This is a genomic window from Bradyrhizobium sp. WSM1743 (assembly GCF_000473065.1).
Lineage (GTDB): Bacteria > Pseudomonadota > Alphaproteobacteria > Rhizobiales > Xanthobacteraceae > Bradyrhizobium.
Window position 1 is genome coordinate 72,189 of the sequence record NZ_KI421493.1, and the last position, 15,864, is coordinate 88,052.

The 15,864-nt window shown below is 64.3% G+C and carries 16 protein-coding genes and 1 pseudogene; 11 read left to right on the forward strand and 6 right to left on the reverse strand.

From position 1 onward, the window contains the following. The first annotated feature begins 30 nt into the window (after positions 1-30). The 6 genes from YU9_RS0139300 (at position 31) to YU9_RS0139325 (ending at position 6,216) form a co-directional block, all read left to right on the forward strand. On the forward strand, positions 31-1,032 hold the full coding sequence (locus YU9_RS0139300; protein WP_027577575.1) for a TRAP transporter substrate-binding protein: 1,002 nt from the start codon (positions 31-33) through the stop codon (positions 1,030-1,032). 10 nt (positions 1,033-1,042) lie between these two features. Next, positions 1,043-1,636: a TRAP transporter small permease subunit gene (locus YU9_RS0139305; RefSeq protein ID WP_027577576.1), complete on the forward strand. Its 594-nt coding sequence runs from the start codon at positions 1,043-1,045 to the stop codon at positions 1,634-1,636. A gap of 31 nt (positions 1,637-1,667) precedes the next feature. Next, on the forward strand, positions 1,668-2,972 hold the full coding sequence (locus tag YU9_RS0139310; RefSeq protein WP_027577577.1) for a TRAP transporter large permease: 1,305 nt from the start codon (positions 1,668-1,670) through the stop codon (positions 2,970-2,972). 310 nt (positions 2,973-3,282) lie between these two features. After that, positions 3,283-5,001: a PQQ-binding-like beta-propeller repeat protein gene (locus tag YU9_RS0139315; protein WP_027577578.1), complete on the forward strand. Its 1,719-nt coding sequence runs from the start codon at positions 3,283-3,285 to the stop codon at positions 4,999-5,001. A 91-nt stretch (positions 5,002-5,092) separates the two neighbouring features. Then, entirely contained in the window at positions 5,093-5,431 is a 339-nt protein-coding gene (locus tag YU9_RS47030; protein WP_245266742.1) for a cytochrome c, read from the forward strand. A 17-nt stretch (positions 5,432-5,448) separates the two neighbouring features. Then, positions 5,449-6,216 carry an ABC transporter substrate-binding protein gene (locus YU9_RS0139325; protein WP_027577580.1) on the forward strand — a complete coding sequence of 256 codons (768 nt, stop codon included), beginning with the start codon at positions 5,449-5,451 and terminating at the stop codon, positions 6,214-6,216. Positions 6,217-6,420: 204 nt separating this feature from the next. Here YU9_RS0139325 and YU9_RS0139330 read toward each other — a convergent pair whose 3' ends face one another. Beyond that, positions 6,421-7,065 (reverse strand): glutathione binding-like protein, encoded by a 645-nt coding sequence (locus YU9_RS0139330; RefSeq protein ID WP_027577581.1) that lies wholly within the window; start codon positions 7,063-7,065, stop codon positions 6,421-6,423. A 106-nt stretch (positions 7,066-7,171) separates the two neighbouring features. Here YU9_RS0139330 and YU9_RS0139335 point away from each other — a divergent pair, with 106 nt between their 5' ends. Continuing rightward, on the forward strand, positions 7,172-7,834 hold the full coding sequence (locus YU9_RS0139335; protein WP_027577582.1) for a TetR/AcrR family transcriptional regulator: 663 nt from the start codon (positions 7,172-7,174) through the stop codon (positions 7,832-7,834). Positions 7,835-8,011: 177 nt separating this feature from the next. On the opposite strand, the gene YU9_RS0139340 is transcribed toward YU9_RS0139335, so the two are convergent. Continuing rightward, a complete protein-coding gene (locus YU9_RS0139340) occupies positions 8,012-9,979 on the reverse strand; it encodes a methyl-accepting chemotaxis protein (protein ID WP_027577583.1) in 1,968 nt (655 codons plus the stop codon). Positions 9,980-10,163: 184 nt separating this feature from the next. Next, positions 10,164-11,129: a glyoxylate/hydroxypyruvate reductase A gene (locus YU9_RS0139345; protein WP_027577584.1), complete on the reverse strand. Its 966-nt coding sequence runs from the start codon at positions 11,127-11,129 to the stop codon at positions 10,164-10,166. Positions 11,130-11,266: 137 nt separating this feature from the next. Between YU9_RS0139345 and YU9_RS0139350 the strand changes: the two genes are divergently transcribed. The 4 genes from YU9_RS0139350 to YU9_RS0139365 all read left to right on the forward strand — a co-directional run bounded on the left by YU9_RS0139350 (position 11,267) and on the right by YU9_RS0139365 (position 14,112). Next, positions 11,267-11,635, forward strand: a complete 369-nt coding sequence (locus YU9_RS0139350; RefSeq protein WP_024337611.1) for a YciI family protein — start codon at positions 11,267-11,269, stop codon at positions 11,633-11,635. After that, positions 11,632-12,927 carry an RNA polymerase sigma factor gene (locus YU9_RS0139355; protein WP_027577585.1) on the forward strand — a complete coding sequence of 432 codons (1,296 nt, stop codon included), beginning with the start codon at positions 11,632-11,634 and terminating at the stop codon, positions 12,925-12,927. Before YU9_RS0139350 ends, YU9_RS0139355 begins: the two co-directional genes overlap by 4 nt. A gap of 201 nt (positions 12,928-13,128) precedes the next feature. Further along, positions 13,129-13,668 carry an SRPBCC family protein gene (locus tag YU9_RS0139360; RefSeq protein ID WP_027577586.1) on the forward strand — a complete coding sequence of 180 codons (540 nt, stop codon included), beginning with the start codon at positions 13,129-13,131 and terminating at the stop codon, positions 13,666-13,668. Positions 13,669-13,698: 30 nt separating this feature from the next. Next, a complete protein-coding gene (locus YU9_RS0139365) occupies positions 13,699-14,112 on the forward strand; it encodes a VOC family protein (RefSeq protein ID WP_027577587.1) in 414 nt (137 codons plus the stop codon). 111 nt (positions 14,113-14,223) lie between these two features. Here YU9_RS0139365 and YU9_RS0139370 read toward each other — a convergent pair whose 3' ends face one another. The 3 genes and pseudogenes from YU9_RS0139370 to YU9_RS48685 form a co-directional block, all read right to left on the reverse strand. Continuing rightward, positions 14,224-14,571, reverse strand: a complete 348-nt coding sequence (locus tag YU9_RS0139370; protein ID WP_027577588.1) for a hypothetical protein — start codon at positions 14,569-14,571, stop codon at positions 14,224-14,226. 532 nt (positions 14,572-15,103) lie between these two features. Continuing rightward, complete coding sequence (locus YU9_RS0139375) at positions 15,104-15,541, reverse strand: hypothetical protein (RefSeq protein WP_027577589.1); 438 nt, start codon at positions 15,539-15,541, stop codon at positions 15,104-15,106. Positions 15,542-15,712: 171 nt separating this feature from the next. Continuing rightward, positions 15,713-15,864: pseudogene (locus YU9_RS48685) on the reverse strand (IS701 family transposase); the annotation flags it as partial.

Sequence of the window (15,864 nt, forward strand, 5' to 3'; positions counted from 1 at the left end):
GGCGTCGGGCATAGCGAACGGAGGGGAGCAATGATCACGCGAAGGAATTTCACCGCGGGCGCAGCGACGCTGCTCGCCGCAGGCCACATCTCCACCCGTGCACGGGCGGCGACGGTGAGCTGGGACATGTCGACGGTGTGGCCCGACGGCAATTTCCACACCCAGAACGCGATGGCCTTCGCGGAAGAGGTGAAGAAGCAGAGCGGTGGCACGGTCAGCATCACCGTCAAGGCCGGTGGGCAGCTCGGCTTCAAGGGTCCGGAGCATCTGCGCGCCGTGCGCGACGGCCTCGTGCCGCTCGCCGACGTCCTCAACATCCAGCAGGTCGGCGACGAGCCCTTCATGGGTGTCGAGAGCATTCCCTTCCTCTGCGGCTCGGTGGACGAGCTCAAGGTGCTGCACAAATATGTACGGCCCGAATATGAGAAGATCGCCGCGCGCAACAACCAGAAGATCCTCTATATCGTGCCGTGGCCGACGCAGTATCTGCATCTGAAGGCGAAGGTCGCCGACGTCGAAGGTCTGAAGAACATCAAGATCCGCGTGCCCGACAAGAACGCGGTCGACATGCTGAATGCGATCGGCATGGCGGCGGTGATGATCCCCTGGGGCGAGACGATTCCCGCGCTCGCCTCTGGCGCAGTGGCAGGCGTCTCCACTTCGTCGGTGTCGGGCGTCGACGGCAAGTTCTGGGAATTCCTGAAATACGTCTACCCGACCAACCATGTCTGGTCGTCGCAGATGCTCACCGTCAATCTCGATTCCTGGAAGGCACTCTCCGCAGATCAGCAGAAGCTCGTCGCGGATATCGCGGCCAAGATGGAGCCCGGCTTCTGGGCCAACTCGCTCAAGGCCGACATCGACAGCCTCAACCGCCTCAAGGAAGGCGGCATGGAGGTGGTGCCGGTCTCGGAAGCCATGATGACGGATATCCGGTCCAAGACCGCGCCGCAGTTGGATGCCTTCCTCAAGCGCGTGCCGGCGGCCGACAAGCCGGTGCGGGCCTATCTCGCCGAAATGAAGCGCGGCTGAGGGCGGAGGCGTGGTGAGCGTTACGCCCGAAGCACCGCAGAGCCTCAATGCAGCGGCGCCCGCGCCGCTGCGCATCGTCCTCGACTGCATTGATCGCCTCGGTCGGCTCGACGGCTGGATCGGCGGCGGGTGTCTCTTGATGCTGACGCTGCTGATGCTGTGCGAGGTCGCAACCCGCTTCCTCTCGAACTTCCTGCCGTTCTTCCCGCCGACCATCTCGATCGCCTGGGAATACTCGTCTTACCTGATGGCGGCGTCCTTCACCTTCGGCGCCGCCATGACCCTGCGCGTCGGCGGCCACATCCGTGTCGTGCTGCTGCTGAAGAACGCACCGGTGCCGGTGCAGCGCGCGCTCGAGATCCTCTCGGCGGCGGCCGCCTTCGCCTTCATGGCGTTCCTGACCTCGGCCATGGCGAAATTCGCCTGGAGCGCGTTCGTGCGCGGCCAAGTCTCGACCTCGAGCGACACGCCGCTGTGGTTTCCACAAGCCGTCGTCACCTTCGGCATGCTGCTGCTCACGCTTCAGTTCCTGGCTCGCGCGATCCAGGCCGCGCTCGGTCTGCCGCTGGAGGATCATCGCATGAAGGCCTCGCCTGTCGAATGACCGCCTTACCCGCTCCCGGAATCAAGACCGCATGACCATCGAAGTCGTTGCCCTGTTCGCGATCTTGTTTGCGCTGCTGGCCTGCGGCGTGTGGATCGGCCTCACGCTTGCGCTCACCGCGACGCTGCTGCTCGCGATGTTCCGCTCCATCCCGCTCGACAAGCTGCTGCCGCAATATGCCTGGAATATCCTGACCACGCAGGAGCTGCTGGCCCTGCCGCTGTTCATCCTGATGGGCGAATTGCTGTTCCGCACCCGCCTGTCGCGCTCGCTGTTTCAGGGATTGGCGCCGTGGGCCGGTCTGTTGCCCGGCCGCCTGCTGCATGTGAACGTGATCGGCTGCACTATCTTCGCTGCGATCTCCGGCTCGTCGGCCGCGACCACGCAGGTGATCGGCCGCATGTCGCTCAACGAGCTGCTGCGCCGCGGCTATTCCCGCGACATCGCGATCGGCTCGCTTGCCGGCGCCGGCACGCTCGGCTTCCTGATTCCGCCGTCCAACATCATGATCATCTACGGCGTGCTCGGCGATGTCTCCATCCTGAAGCTGTTTACGGCCGGTGTGCTGCCGGGGTTTCTGCTCGCCGCCACCTTCATGGCTTGGGTGATGCTGCATACGAGTCTCAATTCCGCGATGGTGCCGGAAACTGAGGCCAAGCTTTCGCAGGTGCCGTGGAGCGAGCGCTTCGCCGCGCTGAAGGATCTCGCGCCGGCGCTGTTTTTGATCGCCTGCGTGCTGGGCTCGATGTATGGCGGGCTCGCGACGCCGTCGGAGGCCGCCGCTGTCGGCGTGCTCGGCGCGGCTCTGGTGGCCTGGGCGCAGGGCTCGATGTCGCAGCAGGTGCTGCGCGACGTGCTGATCGGCTCGGTCGTCACCTGCTCGATGATCGCGCTGATCGTGCTCGGCGCCTCGATCCTCGGCAATGCCGCGGCCTTCCTCGGCATCCCGCAGGCGGTGGCCGCCTTCGTCAAGGGCCTCGGTCTGTCGCCGTTTATGCTGATCGTGGCGCTGATCGTCTTCTATCTCGTGCTCGGCTGCTTCCTCGACGGCTTCTCGATGATCGTGATGACGCTGCCGATCGTGCTGCCGATCGTGAAGGGCGCCGGCTTCGACGAAGTCTGGTTCGGCGTCTTCCTCGTGCTCGCCGTCGAAATGGCGCAGATCACGCCGCCGGTCGGATTCAACCTGTTCGTGATCCAGGGCCTGACCGAGGATGGTCTCGGCTACATCGCGCGCGTCACCTTGCCCTATCTCATGATCATGATCGGCTTCGTGCTGCTGCTGACGCTCTGGCCGGGCATCGTCACGATACTGCCGAAAATGCTTTACGGATAAGCCGCTCCGTGCCGACGGAGGCCAAACGGTCAGTGCCACTGTCGTTTCAATTCGCTCGACGCGCCAATTCGCCGCCCGCGCGCATTCCATCTTTGCATGCCCTTTGATCCGTCGTACGCTGTGCGCGCAGAAATGCGACAGCAATCACGCCGGTGAACGTGGCTCCCTTGGCGACATGCGCCGAGAGAGGGGGCATCTGTTGGCAGCTCATGTCCGATGGAGGACAATCGACGCGTACTGAACTGCAAACATTCCTCGAAGCGGCGTTCACGGGACGCAATCAATAAACATCAAGCGGGAGGAAATGCATATGAGGAAGCAGTGGCTCAACTCGGGCTTGCCTGTTCTCGCCGTTGCGGCATTTGCGGCATCGGCGGCATTGGCTCAAACCGTGGATACGTCCCGGATCGAGGCCGCCGGCCAGAACGATTGGCTCACCTATCACGGTTCGTACAAATCCCATCACTACAGCCCGCTTGCGCAGATCAATGCGAGCAACGTCGGCAATCTCGGCGTGGCCTGGATGCACATTCCCGGACGATCGACGCGCGGGCTGCAGTCGATGCCGCTCGTTGCCGACGGCGTGCTGTATTACACCGGTTCTTACAGCCGGGTCTTTGCGCTGAATGGCGCGACGGGCGAGGTCCTCTGGTCGTTCTTTCCGGAGCTGGATGAGGCGCTGATCAGCCGGCAGACCCACTCTCCCTACAACCGCGGCGTAGCTCTCGGCGAAGGCAAGGTCTTCGTCGGCACGATGGATGGTCGTCTTTTCGGGCTGGATGCGAAGACGGGCAAGGTTCTCTGGGAAACCAGGCTGATCGACTCGCAGAAGCTCACGGTCGGCTTCACTGGCGCGCCGCTTTACGCGAAGGGGAGCGTGATCATCGGCGCGCAAGGCGGCGAATGGCCGGGGCGCGGCCCGATCTTCGCTGTCGATGCCAGCACCGGAAAGAAGAAGTGGGAATTCCTGACGGTCGCCGGCACCGACGAGGCCATGAAGACCTGGGGCAACGAGTCCTGGCGCACCGGCGGCGGTGGCGGCTGGATGCCGGGCACCTACGATTCCGAGACCAATACCATCCTGTGGGGCACCGCAAACCCGGCGCCGCTCTATGACTGGTCGGGCGCCGACTACAAGACGCAAGGTGCGCGTCCCGGCGACAATCTCTACACGAGCTCGGTGATCGGGCTCGATATCGATACCGGCAAGCTGAAATTCTATCATCAGGAGCTGCCGCACGATGCCTGGGACTTCGACAGCGCCGTCGGCGAGTTCGTGATGCTCGAGCGTGACGGCCAGAAATACGTGGTTCATCCGAACAAGGGCGGCTTCGTCTTCGTCTACGATCGCAATCTCGGCGTGAAGAACGTCTGGCGGCTGGTCGAGAACATCAACTTCGTCAAGGATATCGACCCCAAGACCGGAGCGCTGATTGGCCGTCGCGATTTCTCTGCAGGGAAGGTCACCGAACCGCCGCTGTGTCCGTTCATTGGCGGCGGCGTCAGCTGGAACTCCGGCTCGTACAATCCGAAGACCGGCCTCTACTACAAGATCGGGCAGGAATGGTGCATGACGCTGGATGTTCAGAAGACGACGCCGGTCACCACGCCGCAGGTCCAGCTCAACATCGGTGCCGATTTCAAGATGGCGCCTCCTCCGGGCGGGGAGATCTACGGACACCTCGACGCGCGCGATCCCATAACGGGAGCGAAGAAATGGGAGGTCCGCTATCCCGAGCCTCCGCTTGGCAGCGTGCTGTCGACCGCGGGCAATCTCGTCTTCGTGCCTGATTCCCGTGGCGTGCTGCATGCCTATGATGCCGAAACCGGGGCCGAGCTGTGGAAACACAATAACGGCACCGGCCACCAGGGCGGCATCGTCAGCTACTCCGTCGGCGGCAAGCAATATATCGCCGTGACAGCGGGCTTCGGCGGCATGCTGGCGGACGAATATGCGCCGAACTTCGGCGGCGTCTACAAGAGCATGCCGCGCGACGACGGCGCCTTGGTCGTCTTCAGCCTGAAATAGTCTGCCGCAAATGTTCGATCGAGGAGCGGGCGCAAGCCCGCTCCTCATAGATTGTAGCAGCCATGCGCGGTTCAGGAATGGAGCGTACCTGTTGAGACTGCCTTTCAAGACGATTCCGGCTGGGCTGGGCGCCTCTTTGCTATGGACTGCGATGGCCCAGGCACAATCCGCGACGCCCGCGCCGGAGAATGCGACGTTCGAGGTCGAGCAGGTGTTCGCCGGGACGTGCGGCTTTTGTCACTCCGACGGTGGCCGGGCGCCCGGCAAGGGGCCGCAACTGATGAATTCGCCGCGCGACGACGACTTCATTCGCAGCCGCATCAAGCACGGCAAGCAGGGGGCGATGCCGGCATTCGAGGGTGCCTTCACCGACGCCCAGATCGATCAGGTTATCAAATACATCCGCGCCTTGAAACCGCGCGACGGCTGAATCGCAGAGAGCGCGGAATGAAGGCATTTGTCCTGGTCATCGTCGCCGCCGCCATCGTTCTGTCGGGACCGGCCCAGGCGCGAACCCTGGACGCGATCCGCTCGAGCGGCGTGATCGGGCTGTGCGCGCATCCCAATTCGCTTCCCTTTGCGCACAAGGCCGGCGATCCGCCCGGCTTTCAGGTTGAGTTCGGTCGGGTGCTGGCGCGCGAGCTCGGTGTCGCGCTCAGGCTCGACTGGATCATCACACAGTACCAGATGCGCAGCGCCGGATGCGACATTCTTCTGGACGTCATCGCCGATCGCGAAGCGCAAGGCGAAACCCGCCTGAAAATCTCAAAACCCTACTATCGCACGGGTGTCGCGCTCGCGGTGCCGCCATCCAGCACGCTCACCTCATTCGGGAGCCTCAACGAGGCGACCAGGGTGGGCGTGCAGGTTGGATCGATCGCAGCCATGATTATCGGTCAACGGCGCGTGCCGACGTCGACATTCGGCTTCGAGAGCGACAGCTTGGAGGCCGTGTCGAACCATGAGATCGATGCCGCCGCTGTCACGCCCACCGCGGCGAGCTATTTTAATCTGACGCATCCGGACAAGGCGCTCCGAATCGTGGATCGTGATGAGAGCGTAGTCGATCTCAATTGGAACGTCGCCGTCGGCATGATCCGCCCGGACGATGCGTTGCGCGAAGCCATCGACGGAGCAGTGGAGCGGCTGCGAAGCGACGGCACGATCGACCGGATCTACCGCCGCTATGGGATCGTGCTGCAGGCGCCGAGATAGTGAGCTGCACGACGGAACGGCTTTGGTTGAATCGATTGCTGCGGTTCTTTCACCTCTCCCGCAAGCGGGAGAGGTCGGCGCGAAGCGCCGGGTGAGGGCTTTCTCCTCTTGGTGATTGTCCCATTGGAGAAGCGCCCTCTCCCGCAAGCGGGAGAGGGAGCGCACCTCCGTCGTTGCAGCGATCGAGCCTCATTTCATCGCGCTTCAGGCCGCCGCCTTCTTCCGCGCGAGCTCGGCCTTGTACAGCTCGAACTCCTCCGCGATCGCTTTCGCGATTGACGGCCGCTGACGCAGGCGCTCGTAATACGCCTTCACGTTCGGCCATTTCGCAAGCTCGATCGGCGGCGTCGCCATGGTCCAGTTGATGACCGTGACGAGATAGGCATCGGCCACGCTGAAATGGTCGAGCAGGAACTCGCGTCCCTCGAGGTAATTGTCGAGATAGTCGAGCCGCGACAGGTTCTTCTCCAGGGCATAGGCCTTGGCTTCCTGCGGCGCCTTGCGGTCGAGCACGGGGATGAAGAGACCCTTGTGCAGCTCGGTGCCGATGAAGCAGAGCCATTGATGCAGCCGCGTGCGTTCGATGCCGGCGCTCGCGCCGAGGCCGGATTGCGGAAAACGGTCGGCGACATATTGCAGGATCGCGGCGTTCTCGGTCAGCACCACGCCATCGTCGGTGCGCAGCGTCGGCACGAGACCGATCGGGTTCACGATGCGGAAGTCGGACCCGTCGTTCAAGACCTTCTTGGTCGGCGGATCGACTTCGAGGTAGTTCGCCTCGGCGCCGGCTTCATACAGCGCGACGCGTGTCGCCATCGAGCACGCAAGCGGCGAGAAATAGAGATCCATCTGTAGCCTCCTTGGGCAATTCCTCTTTGGGTGTCGCTCAACCTGGCCAGATTGATTTTTGTACCATCTTGCATAATATGGGTGTGGTCAAGGATTATTTTGCGAAATGGTACAAAAATCAAAGCCGCCAGCTGCTGCCAATCAGCCCGAGCGCCGCGGCGAACCTAAGCGCCGCGGACGTCCCCGCGCCTACCAGCCCGATATCGCGCTTGGCAAGGCGCTCGACCTGTTTCGCAAGCAAGGTTTTGCGGCCACCTCGCTCGACGATCTCAGCGAAGCGACCGGCATGAATCGTCCGAGCCTCTACGGCGCCTTCGGAGACAAGCGCGAGCTCTACATCAAGACCTACCAGCGCTATCGCGAGGAGGCCGGCGCTTCCATGGTCGAGATCTTTCGCCAGGAGATGCCGCTGCGGCAGCGGCTGGAGCGCATCTACGCGTCGGCGCTGGACATCTATCTGTCCGGCGACACCGGACCGCGCGGTTGCTTCACAGTCGTGACCGCGGCGTCCGAAGCCGTTGGCGATCCCGAGATCCGCGCCATGGTGCTGGACGGCCTCACCGGACTCGACAAGGCTTTTGCCAGTTGCTTCCGTCGCGCCAAGGAGAAGAGCGAGTTGCCGGAGAGCACCGATCCGATTGCGCTGGCGCAGATCGCCTCAGCCACCATCCACACCATTGCCATCCGCTCGCGCGCCCGCGTGCCGCGCAAGGAGCTGGAGGCGATCGTAAAGGGCGCGATCGATGTGATGCTGGGAGTCAAGCCCTAGCCGTCGTCCCGGACAAGCGCGCCCAAAGCGCGCGCAGATCCGGGACCCATAACCTCAGGAAGGAGTTTGACGAAGACTTGGAGATGAGAGCTTCGCGCCAAACTTCTGTCCCTCTGGTTATGGGTCCCTGCGTTCGCGGTGACAAGACCGAGGATGCGGGCGCGATATTGGGTCCAACTACGCCGCGCGGATCTGCGCGAGAAAACGATCGACCTCGTCGCGCAGCCGCTGCGACTGCTTCGACAGCTCGATCGCCGAGCCCAGCACTTCCTCGGCCGCCGTGCCCGTGGCTGCGATGCCATCGGTGACGCCCGCGATGTTCTGCGAGACCTCGCCGGTGCGGGCCGCAGCCTGCTGGACGTTCTGCGCGATTTCCTGCGTCGCCGTGCCCTGCTGCCCGACGGCGGCGGCAATCGCCGAGGAGATTTCGTCGACCTGCTGAATCGTCGTGCAGATCGACTGGATGCCGTCGACCGCGCCGGCCGTCTCGCCTTGCACGGCCGTGACCTGTGCGCCGATCTCTTCTGTCGCTTTCGCGGTCTGCGTCGCCAGTGCCTTCACTTCGGACGCGACCACGGCAAAGCCGCGGCCGGCTTCGCCCGCGCGCGCCGCTTCGATCGTCGCATTGAGCGCCAGCAGGTTGGTCTGGCCGGCAATGCCGTTGATGAAGGAGACGACGTCGCCGATCTTTTGCGCGGCATCGGCCAGGCTCTGCACGCGCGCGTTCGACTGCCGGCCGTCGCTGGCGGCCTTGCCGACCACCGCCGTCGCATGCGCCAGCCGCCGGCTGATCTCGGTCATCGATGAGGATAGTTCTTCCGCGGCCGCCGCCACCGTCTGCACGTTCGCCGAAGCGAGTGCCGAGGCCGACGACACCGTGCGGGTCTGCTCACGCGACTGCGCGACGATGGCCGACATCGAGCGCGAAGTGTGCTCCATTTCGACCGCCGCTGCGGATACCGTGCTGACGACGTCGCGGATGTTGGCCTCGAAATTGTCGGCAAGTGCAGCGAAGCCGCGACGCTTCTCCGCTTCGGACTGCGTCTTGGCCTCGAGCTGCTCGGCCTGGAGCTTCGCAAAATTCACCGCATTGTCGCGGAACACCGCGACCGCCTTGACCATGGCGCCGACTTCGTCATTCGCCTTGCCGATCGGGACGTCAACGTCGAGACGTCCGTCCGCGAGCTCGCGCATCACGGAGGTGATTGAGAGGATCGGCCGCGCGATGCTGCGGGCGATGAGATAGCCGACGATCGCGGCGAGCATGAGGCCCAGCGCGGCGATGCCGATCGAAAGCCACCAGGCATGGTCGGCCGAGGCCTCGTAGTCGGCATTGTCCATCACGAGCTCGACGGCGCCGAGCGGCTTGCCGGAGAAATCCCTGATCGGCCCGAGCAGCGCGGCAACCGGTGTATTGTCGAGCCTGGCCTGTCGCACCGTGAACTCACCGCCGGAGGCGCGGCCGTAATCGGCCGCGTCGAAGAAGCTCCTGCCCTTCAGCGTGCCGCCGAACAGCTTGAAGCCCGAGCCGTCGGCGAGATGGAAGGCGACGTCGACGTGGCGGTTGGTCCTGAAGTCGTCGAAGAAGGGCTGGCCGAAGGTCAGGCCGAATTCGACGGTGCCGAGATGCTTGGCCCCTTGCGCGATCGGCACCACGCCGCGGATGCCGAGCCCCGCCACGCCGCCCTCGAGCCCGACCACGACCTTGCGGTCCTGGTTGGCGACGACGACGGTCCTGCGGAAGCCGGAGAGGTCGTCGCCGAATTTCGCCGACTGGTGCACGCGCAGGAACGAGGTCGCCGGCGGCACGTGAAACTGGAACTGGTCGACGCCGTAGTCGGACTTGATGGCGGCAAATACCGGCCCGAACAGGCGCACCAGCGCCTCGCGGTCCTGCTTCGCCATCGCCTCCTGCGTCGCCGGCATCGCCGCCACCACGGCGCTCATCGCGGCGGCGCGATGCGATTCCTCGGCGATGCGCGATTGCAGGGCATCGTAGTGGCTGCGGAGCTCGCGCTGGTCGGCGCGGTCGATGATCCCCGCCATGATCCACATCGCGCCCAGCACCGCAATCAGCGCCGTCGCCGCTGCCGTCACCGCCAGCGCAACCGTGATCCGCATCCTGAGGCCGAGGCTCGCGCGCATGTCCGACTCATTGTTTGAGCGTTGGTTAAGAACGCTTATCAACTTCTCGCTAAGAGAGGGTGAACGGGATGGGGCGCGGGGTGGTTGTGGGGACGGCCTATCCGCCAACGCCACAGCTGTCGTCCCCCGCGCACGCGGGGACGACAGCGAGTATGAGGCGTGGTCCTGCCCCTCTCAGCCGGCCTCAATACCCCCTGACCCGGTCCACCACATTCTCCAGCGCACCACCCGCCTCGAACCGCGCGATCTGCTCGGCGACGTAGGCCGAGATTGCCTCGGCGTCGGTGTCGGCAGCGTTGTGCGGGGTCAGCAGCACCTTCGGATGGGTCCAGAACCGGCTGTCCTTGGGCTGCGGCTCCTGCACGAAGACGTCGAGCGAGGCGGCGCCCAGCGTGCCGTCGTCGAGGCAGGCAAGGATATCTGCTTCGTTCTGCAAGCCGCCGCGGCCGGCATTGATCAGCACGGGCGCGCCGAGCGGGCTGTTGCGGTTGAGCTTTGCGAAGACGTCGCGGTTGAGGATGCCGTTTGTGTCAGGCGTCAGAGGCAACAATGATACCAGAATGTCGGTCCTGCGCAGGAACGCGTCCATGCCTGCAGTGCCATGGAAGCATTCGACGCCCTCGATCGTGCGCGCGCTGCGGCTCCAGCCGGTGACGCGGAAGCCGAGCCGCCGCAGCACGTCTGCGGCATCCGCACCCAGCGTTCCCAACCCCATAACACCGACGGTGACGGCGCTCGCCGGCCATTGATATTGGGGCTCCCACCGCTTGGCGCGCTGGGAGTCCCGCAGGTACAGCTCCTGGCGGTGGTGCATCAGCACGTGCAGGATGACATATTCGGTCATGCGATTGGTGAGGTCGGGCACGGCGACGCGCACCAGCGGCACATCGGGCAGGCTCTTGTCCGCCATCAGCGCGTCGACGCCGGCGCCGAGATTGAAGATCGCGCGCAGATTGGGGAAGGAGCCGAGATCGCCCGGCACCGGCTTCCACACCGCGGCATAGTGCACCTCCGCCGGATCAAGCCCGGCATCCGGCAGCAGCACCACGCGGCGGCCGCCGCAGACCGCGTCGAACCGGGCCTTCCAGCGCTCCGGCAGCCAGTTCTGCTGCGTGCTGTTGATCAGGACGGCCAGTGTGCCCAGGGTCATTCGCGCCTCGTCGGTTCCGCTTGAGAAGGACCCTCCTTGGCACGATCTGCCGGATTTTTCTTGCAAATTTTTTCCGCAGCCCTGTCGGGGCGGGGCATATTGGCGCGTCTTCAGAACAGACGAGGAAAGTGCCGCCCATGCTTTACGCCATTCTTTGCTATCACGATGAGGACTTCGTCGGCTCCTGGAGCAAGGATCAGGACGAGGCCGTGATGAAGAAGCTCGCCGTGGTACAGGAGAAGCTCACCAAACAGGGCCGGCTCGGGCCGGTGGCGCGGCTGTTGCCGACGACCGCGGCGGCGACGCTGCGCAAGGAGGATCCGCCGCTGGTGCTCGACGGCCCCTATGCCGAGACCAAGGAGCAGCTGCTCGGCTTCTACATCGTCGATTGCAAGAACCTCGACGATGCGCTCGACGTCGCTCGCGAGCTTGGAGCCGCCAATCCCGGTGGCGCCTACGAGGTGCGTCCCGTCGGCGTGTTCCGGCCCGGAGGAAACCTGACGTGAGCGATGCCGATACCGCCTGGATCGAGACTGCGCTGACCTCGGCGCGACCCCAGGCGGTGGGCGCGCTGCTGCGCTATTTCCGCGATCTCGACACCGCAGAGGAGGCTTTTCAGAACGCCTGCCTGCGGGCGCTCAAGTCCTGGCCGCAGAACGGGCCGCCGCGCGATCCCGCGGCCTGGCTGATCATGGTCGGTCGCAACGTCGCGATCGACGAGGTGCGGCGTGCCCGCAAGCAACAGCCGCTGCCCGAGGACGACCAGGCGATCTCCGATCTCGACGATGCCGAGGGTGCGCTCGCCGAGCGGCTCGACGGCTCGCACTATCGCGACGACATTTTGCGGCTGATGTTCATCTGCTGCCATCCAGGGCTGCCGGCGACGCAGCAGATCGCGCTGGCGTTGCGTATCGTCTCCGGCCTCACGGTGAAGCAGATCGCACGCGCGTTCCTGGTCTCGGAAGCGGCGATGGAGCAGCGCATCACGCGCGCCAAGGCGAAGGTCGCCGAGGCCGGGACGCCATTCGAGACGCCCGGCGCGGTCGAGCGCTCCGAGCGGCTCGCCGGCGTCGCCGCGATGATCTACCTCATCTTCAACGAGGGCTATTCGGCAAGCGGCGATACCGCAGAGATCCGCAAGCCGCTGTGCGAGGAGGCGATCCGGCTGGCGCGCCTGCTCTTGCGGCTGTTTCCGAGCGAGCCGGAGATCATGGGACTCACGGCGCTGATCCTGTTGCAGCATGCCCGCAGCGCCGCGCGCTTCGCGCAAGACGGTTCGCTCATTCTTCTGGACGACCAGGACCGCTCGCTGTGGAACGGCACCATGATCGCGGAAGGCCTCGCCCTGATCGACAAGGCGATGCGCCACCGGCGCAGCGGGCCCTATCAGATCCAGGCCGCGATCGCGGCGTTGCATGCCCGCGCGTCGACGCCCGGGGAAACCGACTGGGCGCAGATCGACCTGCTCTACGGCGCGCTCGAAGTGGTGCAGCCCTCGCCGGTGGTGACGCTCAACCGCGCGGTCGCGGTCTCCAAGGTGCGCGGGCCCCAGGCTGCGCTCGAGCTGATCGAGCCCCTAGCGCCGAAGCTCGCCAACTACTTCCATTTCTACGGCGTGCGCGGCGCCTTCCTGATGCAGCTCGGCCGCAACGACGAAGCCCGCGTCGCCTTCGACCGCGCCATTGCGCTCGCCAACACGTCCGCGGAGGCTGCTCACATCCGCATGCATCTCGATCGCCTGATCCGCGACAGCCAGCCGAAGCACGCGGGCGCGAGGCAGGGGGCCGACGCGAAGTAAAGCGCAACTCAATGCCCGTGCTTGACCTGCGCATCCAACCACTCCGTCATTCCGGAGCGGTCCGTAGGACCGAACCCGGAATCTCGAGATTCCGGGTTCACCCTTCGGGTGCCCCGGAATGACGCCGAAACAATTTCGCCTTCGAATTGTCGGCCCGCGCTGTTCCCCTTCGTCTTAATCCCGTATCCCGGGGAGCCAATCATGCTGAAAGCCATTGCCGTCATCGCCATCGTTCTCGCCGTCGGCATTGCCACGGTCCTCGTCTTTGCCCTGACGAAACCCGACACGTTCCGTGTCGAGCGCTCGCTCGCCGTGAAGGCGCCGGCCGATGCGATCTATCCGCTGGTTGCTGATTTCCATCGCTGGACCGCCTGGTCGCCCTATGAGGGGCGCGATCCCGCCATGAAGCGGACGTTCGGCGGAACCGCGGCGGGAAAGGGTGCGACCTATGCCTGGGACGGCAATAACAATGTCGGTGCCGGCCACATGGAGATCCTGGAGGCAAACGGGCCCTCCAAGCTCCGCATCAAGCTGGATTTCGAGCGGCCGTTCGAAGGCCACAACACCGCCGAGTTCACCTTTGTGCCGCAAGGCGATGCCACACTCGTCACATGGGCTATGTACGGTCCGGCCCCGTTCCTGTCCAAGCTGATGCAGGTGTTCATCAACATGGACAGCATGATCGGCAAGGATTTCGAGGCAGGTCTCGCCGGCCTGAAGAAGCTCACCGAGAGGCAATAAGCCTCACGGCAAACGAAGAGGAGAGAAACGATGCTCAATCCCTATCTGTTCTACCAGGACACTTGCGAAGCGGCATTCAACCATTACGCCAAGGTTCTGGGCGGCAAGATCGATGCAATGATGCGAGCCTCGGACGCACCGCCGGAGGTGCCGGCCGCGCCCGGCCGTGAGAAGACGATCATGCATGCGCGGATGTCGCTGCCCGACGGCAGCGTTCTGATGGCCTCCGACGCGCCGGCCGAGCACTTTCACAAGCCGCAGGGTTTCTCGATCTCGCTCACGGTCACGGATCCCGCGGATGGCGAGCGCAAGTTCAACGCGCTCGCCGAGGGTGGCAGCGTCACCATGCCCTTCAGCAAGACGTTCTGGGCCAAGGGCTTTGGCATGTGCGTCGACAAGTTCGGCATTCCCTGGATGGTGAACTGCCCGGCCGAGGGAATGTGAAGGGCGCGAGCGCGCGCGATCCGCTGAGTTGCGACCCCCTCTCTCCAATGCTGCGGGAGAGGGGACACGCATGGACAGGTTACGTCACGCGCCGATCGGCCGTTCGTCCTCTCACCGGATTGAGCCGGTGACGTCCTCGCGCGGCGGCGACTCCACGCAGCGAGGACAAATCACGAGCTTGCTGCCGAGCTGCCTGTCGTTCTCCGCCTGTATCTCGTCCTGGACCGCCCACCACGCTTCGGAATATGGGCGCAAAGTGCCGAGCACCCTTTCCCGTTCCTGATTGGGATCGCTTGCCGCGGGCGCGTGGTCCGTGACGCGCCGTTTCGCGACATGAGGACGGTTCGGATCCTTGCCAAGACCATCCCACGCGATGGAGCGACGTTCCTGCGCTGGAGCGGCTGCGCATCCGATCAGCGCTGTGCAAAAAGTGAGCAAGATGAAGCCGTATCGAATCATGCCGGGCCTTCGCTGCGTAGGCGACGCGCAGAATCCGCGTGAGATACGCGCATCACCTCGGTTCAATGGAACTCAAGGCAAAACAAACTTGCCGGCATGGCTGAATATGAGTCGCACTTTCGCATCACGTTGCGGGCGCAGTGAGGCCGCTTCATGAAACCGACTGCATCGCACAACAATTGGCGCAATATTGGGCTGTGATCTGCACGCCAGAATCGCTATTGGTGATTCATAAAAGTTACAAACTGGGATGGACGTCACTTGCAAGGGGAGCGACCGATGGCGGCGGCGCTACAGATCAATTTTGCTCTTTGGGGAATGCTCATCTGCGCCAGCGCAAAGCTGGGACCGGTGATACAGACTCTCTTCTGAAGGCAGCCAGCGCCTGATGGCGCAGATCACCCGGCGCGAACGCTGCATGCGAGCGCAGGGAACATGGCGTACGGCCTCGTTCCAGCCAAACAAATCGCCTTCAATGTGACGCGGTTCACGGAGCTCATTCACGTCGCATGCGTGGCCGCCGCCAGCTTCGTCACCGACACCGCGGATAGATTGCGGCGAGATCGCGCCCCTTCAACAGCAGCAGCCGTGAGCTCAGACCGCCACGGCGGCTGATCCAGTCGCGTACTGGCCCGGGATAGGCGGCAAGCACCGCGACCGATGCCTCCGGCTCGGCAGAGAAGTGCCCGCGCCGGTCCACCGAACGCGCGGCGTGGAAGCCGAGCACGGCGCGCTTGGTGACGCAGATGCGCTCGCCTGGGACGATGCTCAGCACCAGCGTGCAGGCGGACAGGCAGGGACCATCGATCACCACGCGCTCGCCGCTCTCGCGCACTTTCTCGAACAGATCGAGGAACGGCCCGACCTGTCCGCCCGGAGACTGGATGATGCGGATCTCTGCCGCGGCGGGCGTGACGGCGAGCAGCGCGGATGCAAGCATCAAGGCTTTGAGGAAGGTGATGCGTTGCATGAAATCTCCACCAACTCGATTTTGTAGGGTGGGTTAGTCTTACTGCGTCATGGGCGTCGACGTCCATTTGATGCTTCGCGGGCGCCACAGCACGGACATCGCGGCAAGGTCTTGATGAGCGCCCGAAGCAAGCGGGCGTGCATGGTTGCGATCGAGTTCGGGACATGGCGTTCAGGCCGCGCGGGCGGAACCTCTGGGTCGGTAATCGTCGGGTAAGGGAGGGACCTGGACCGACGGGGCGGAACGAGGTCCTGAGGGGGGAATCGTCGCCTGCTCGGCGATCAGGAAGCCGTAGGCTGCGATGCACAGGGTTGCGTGGTGAT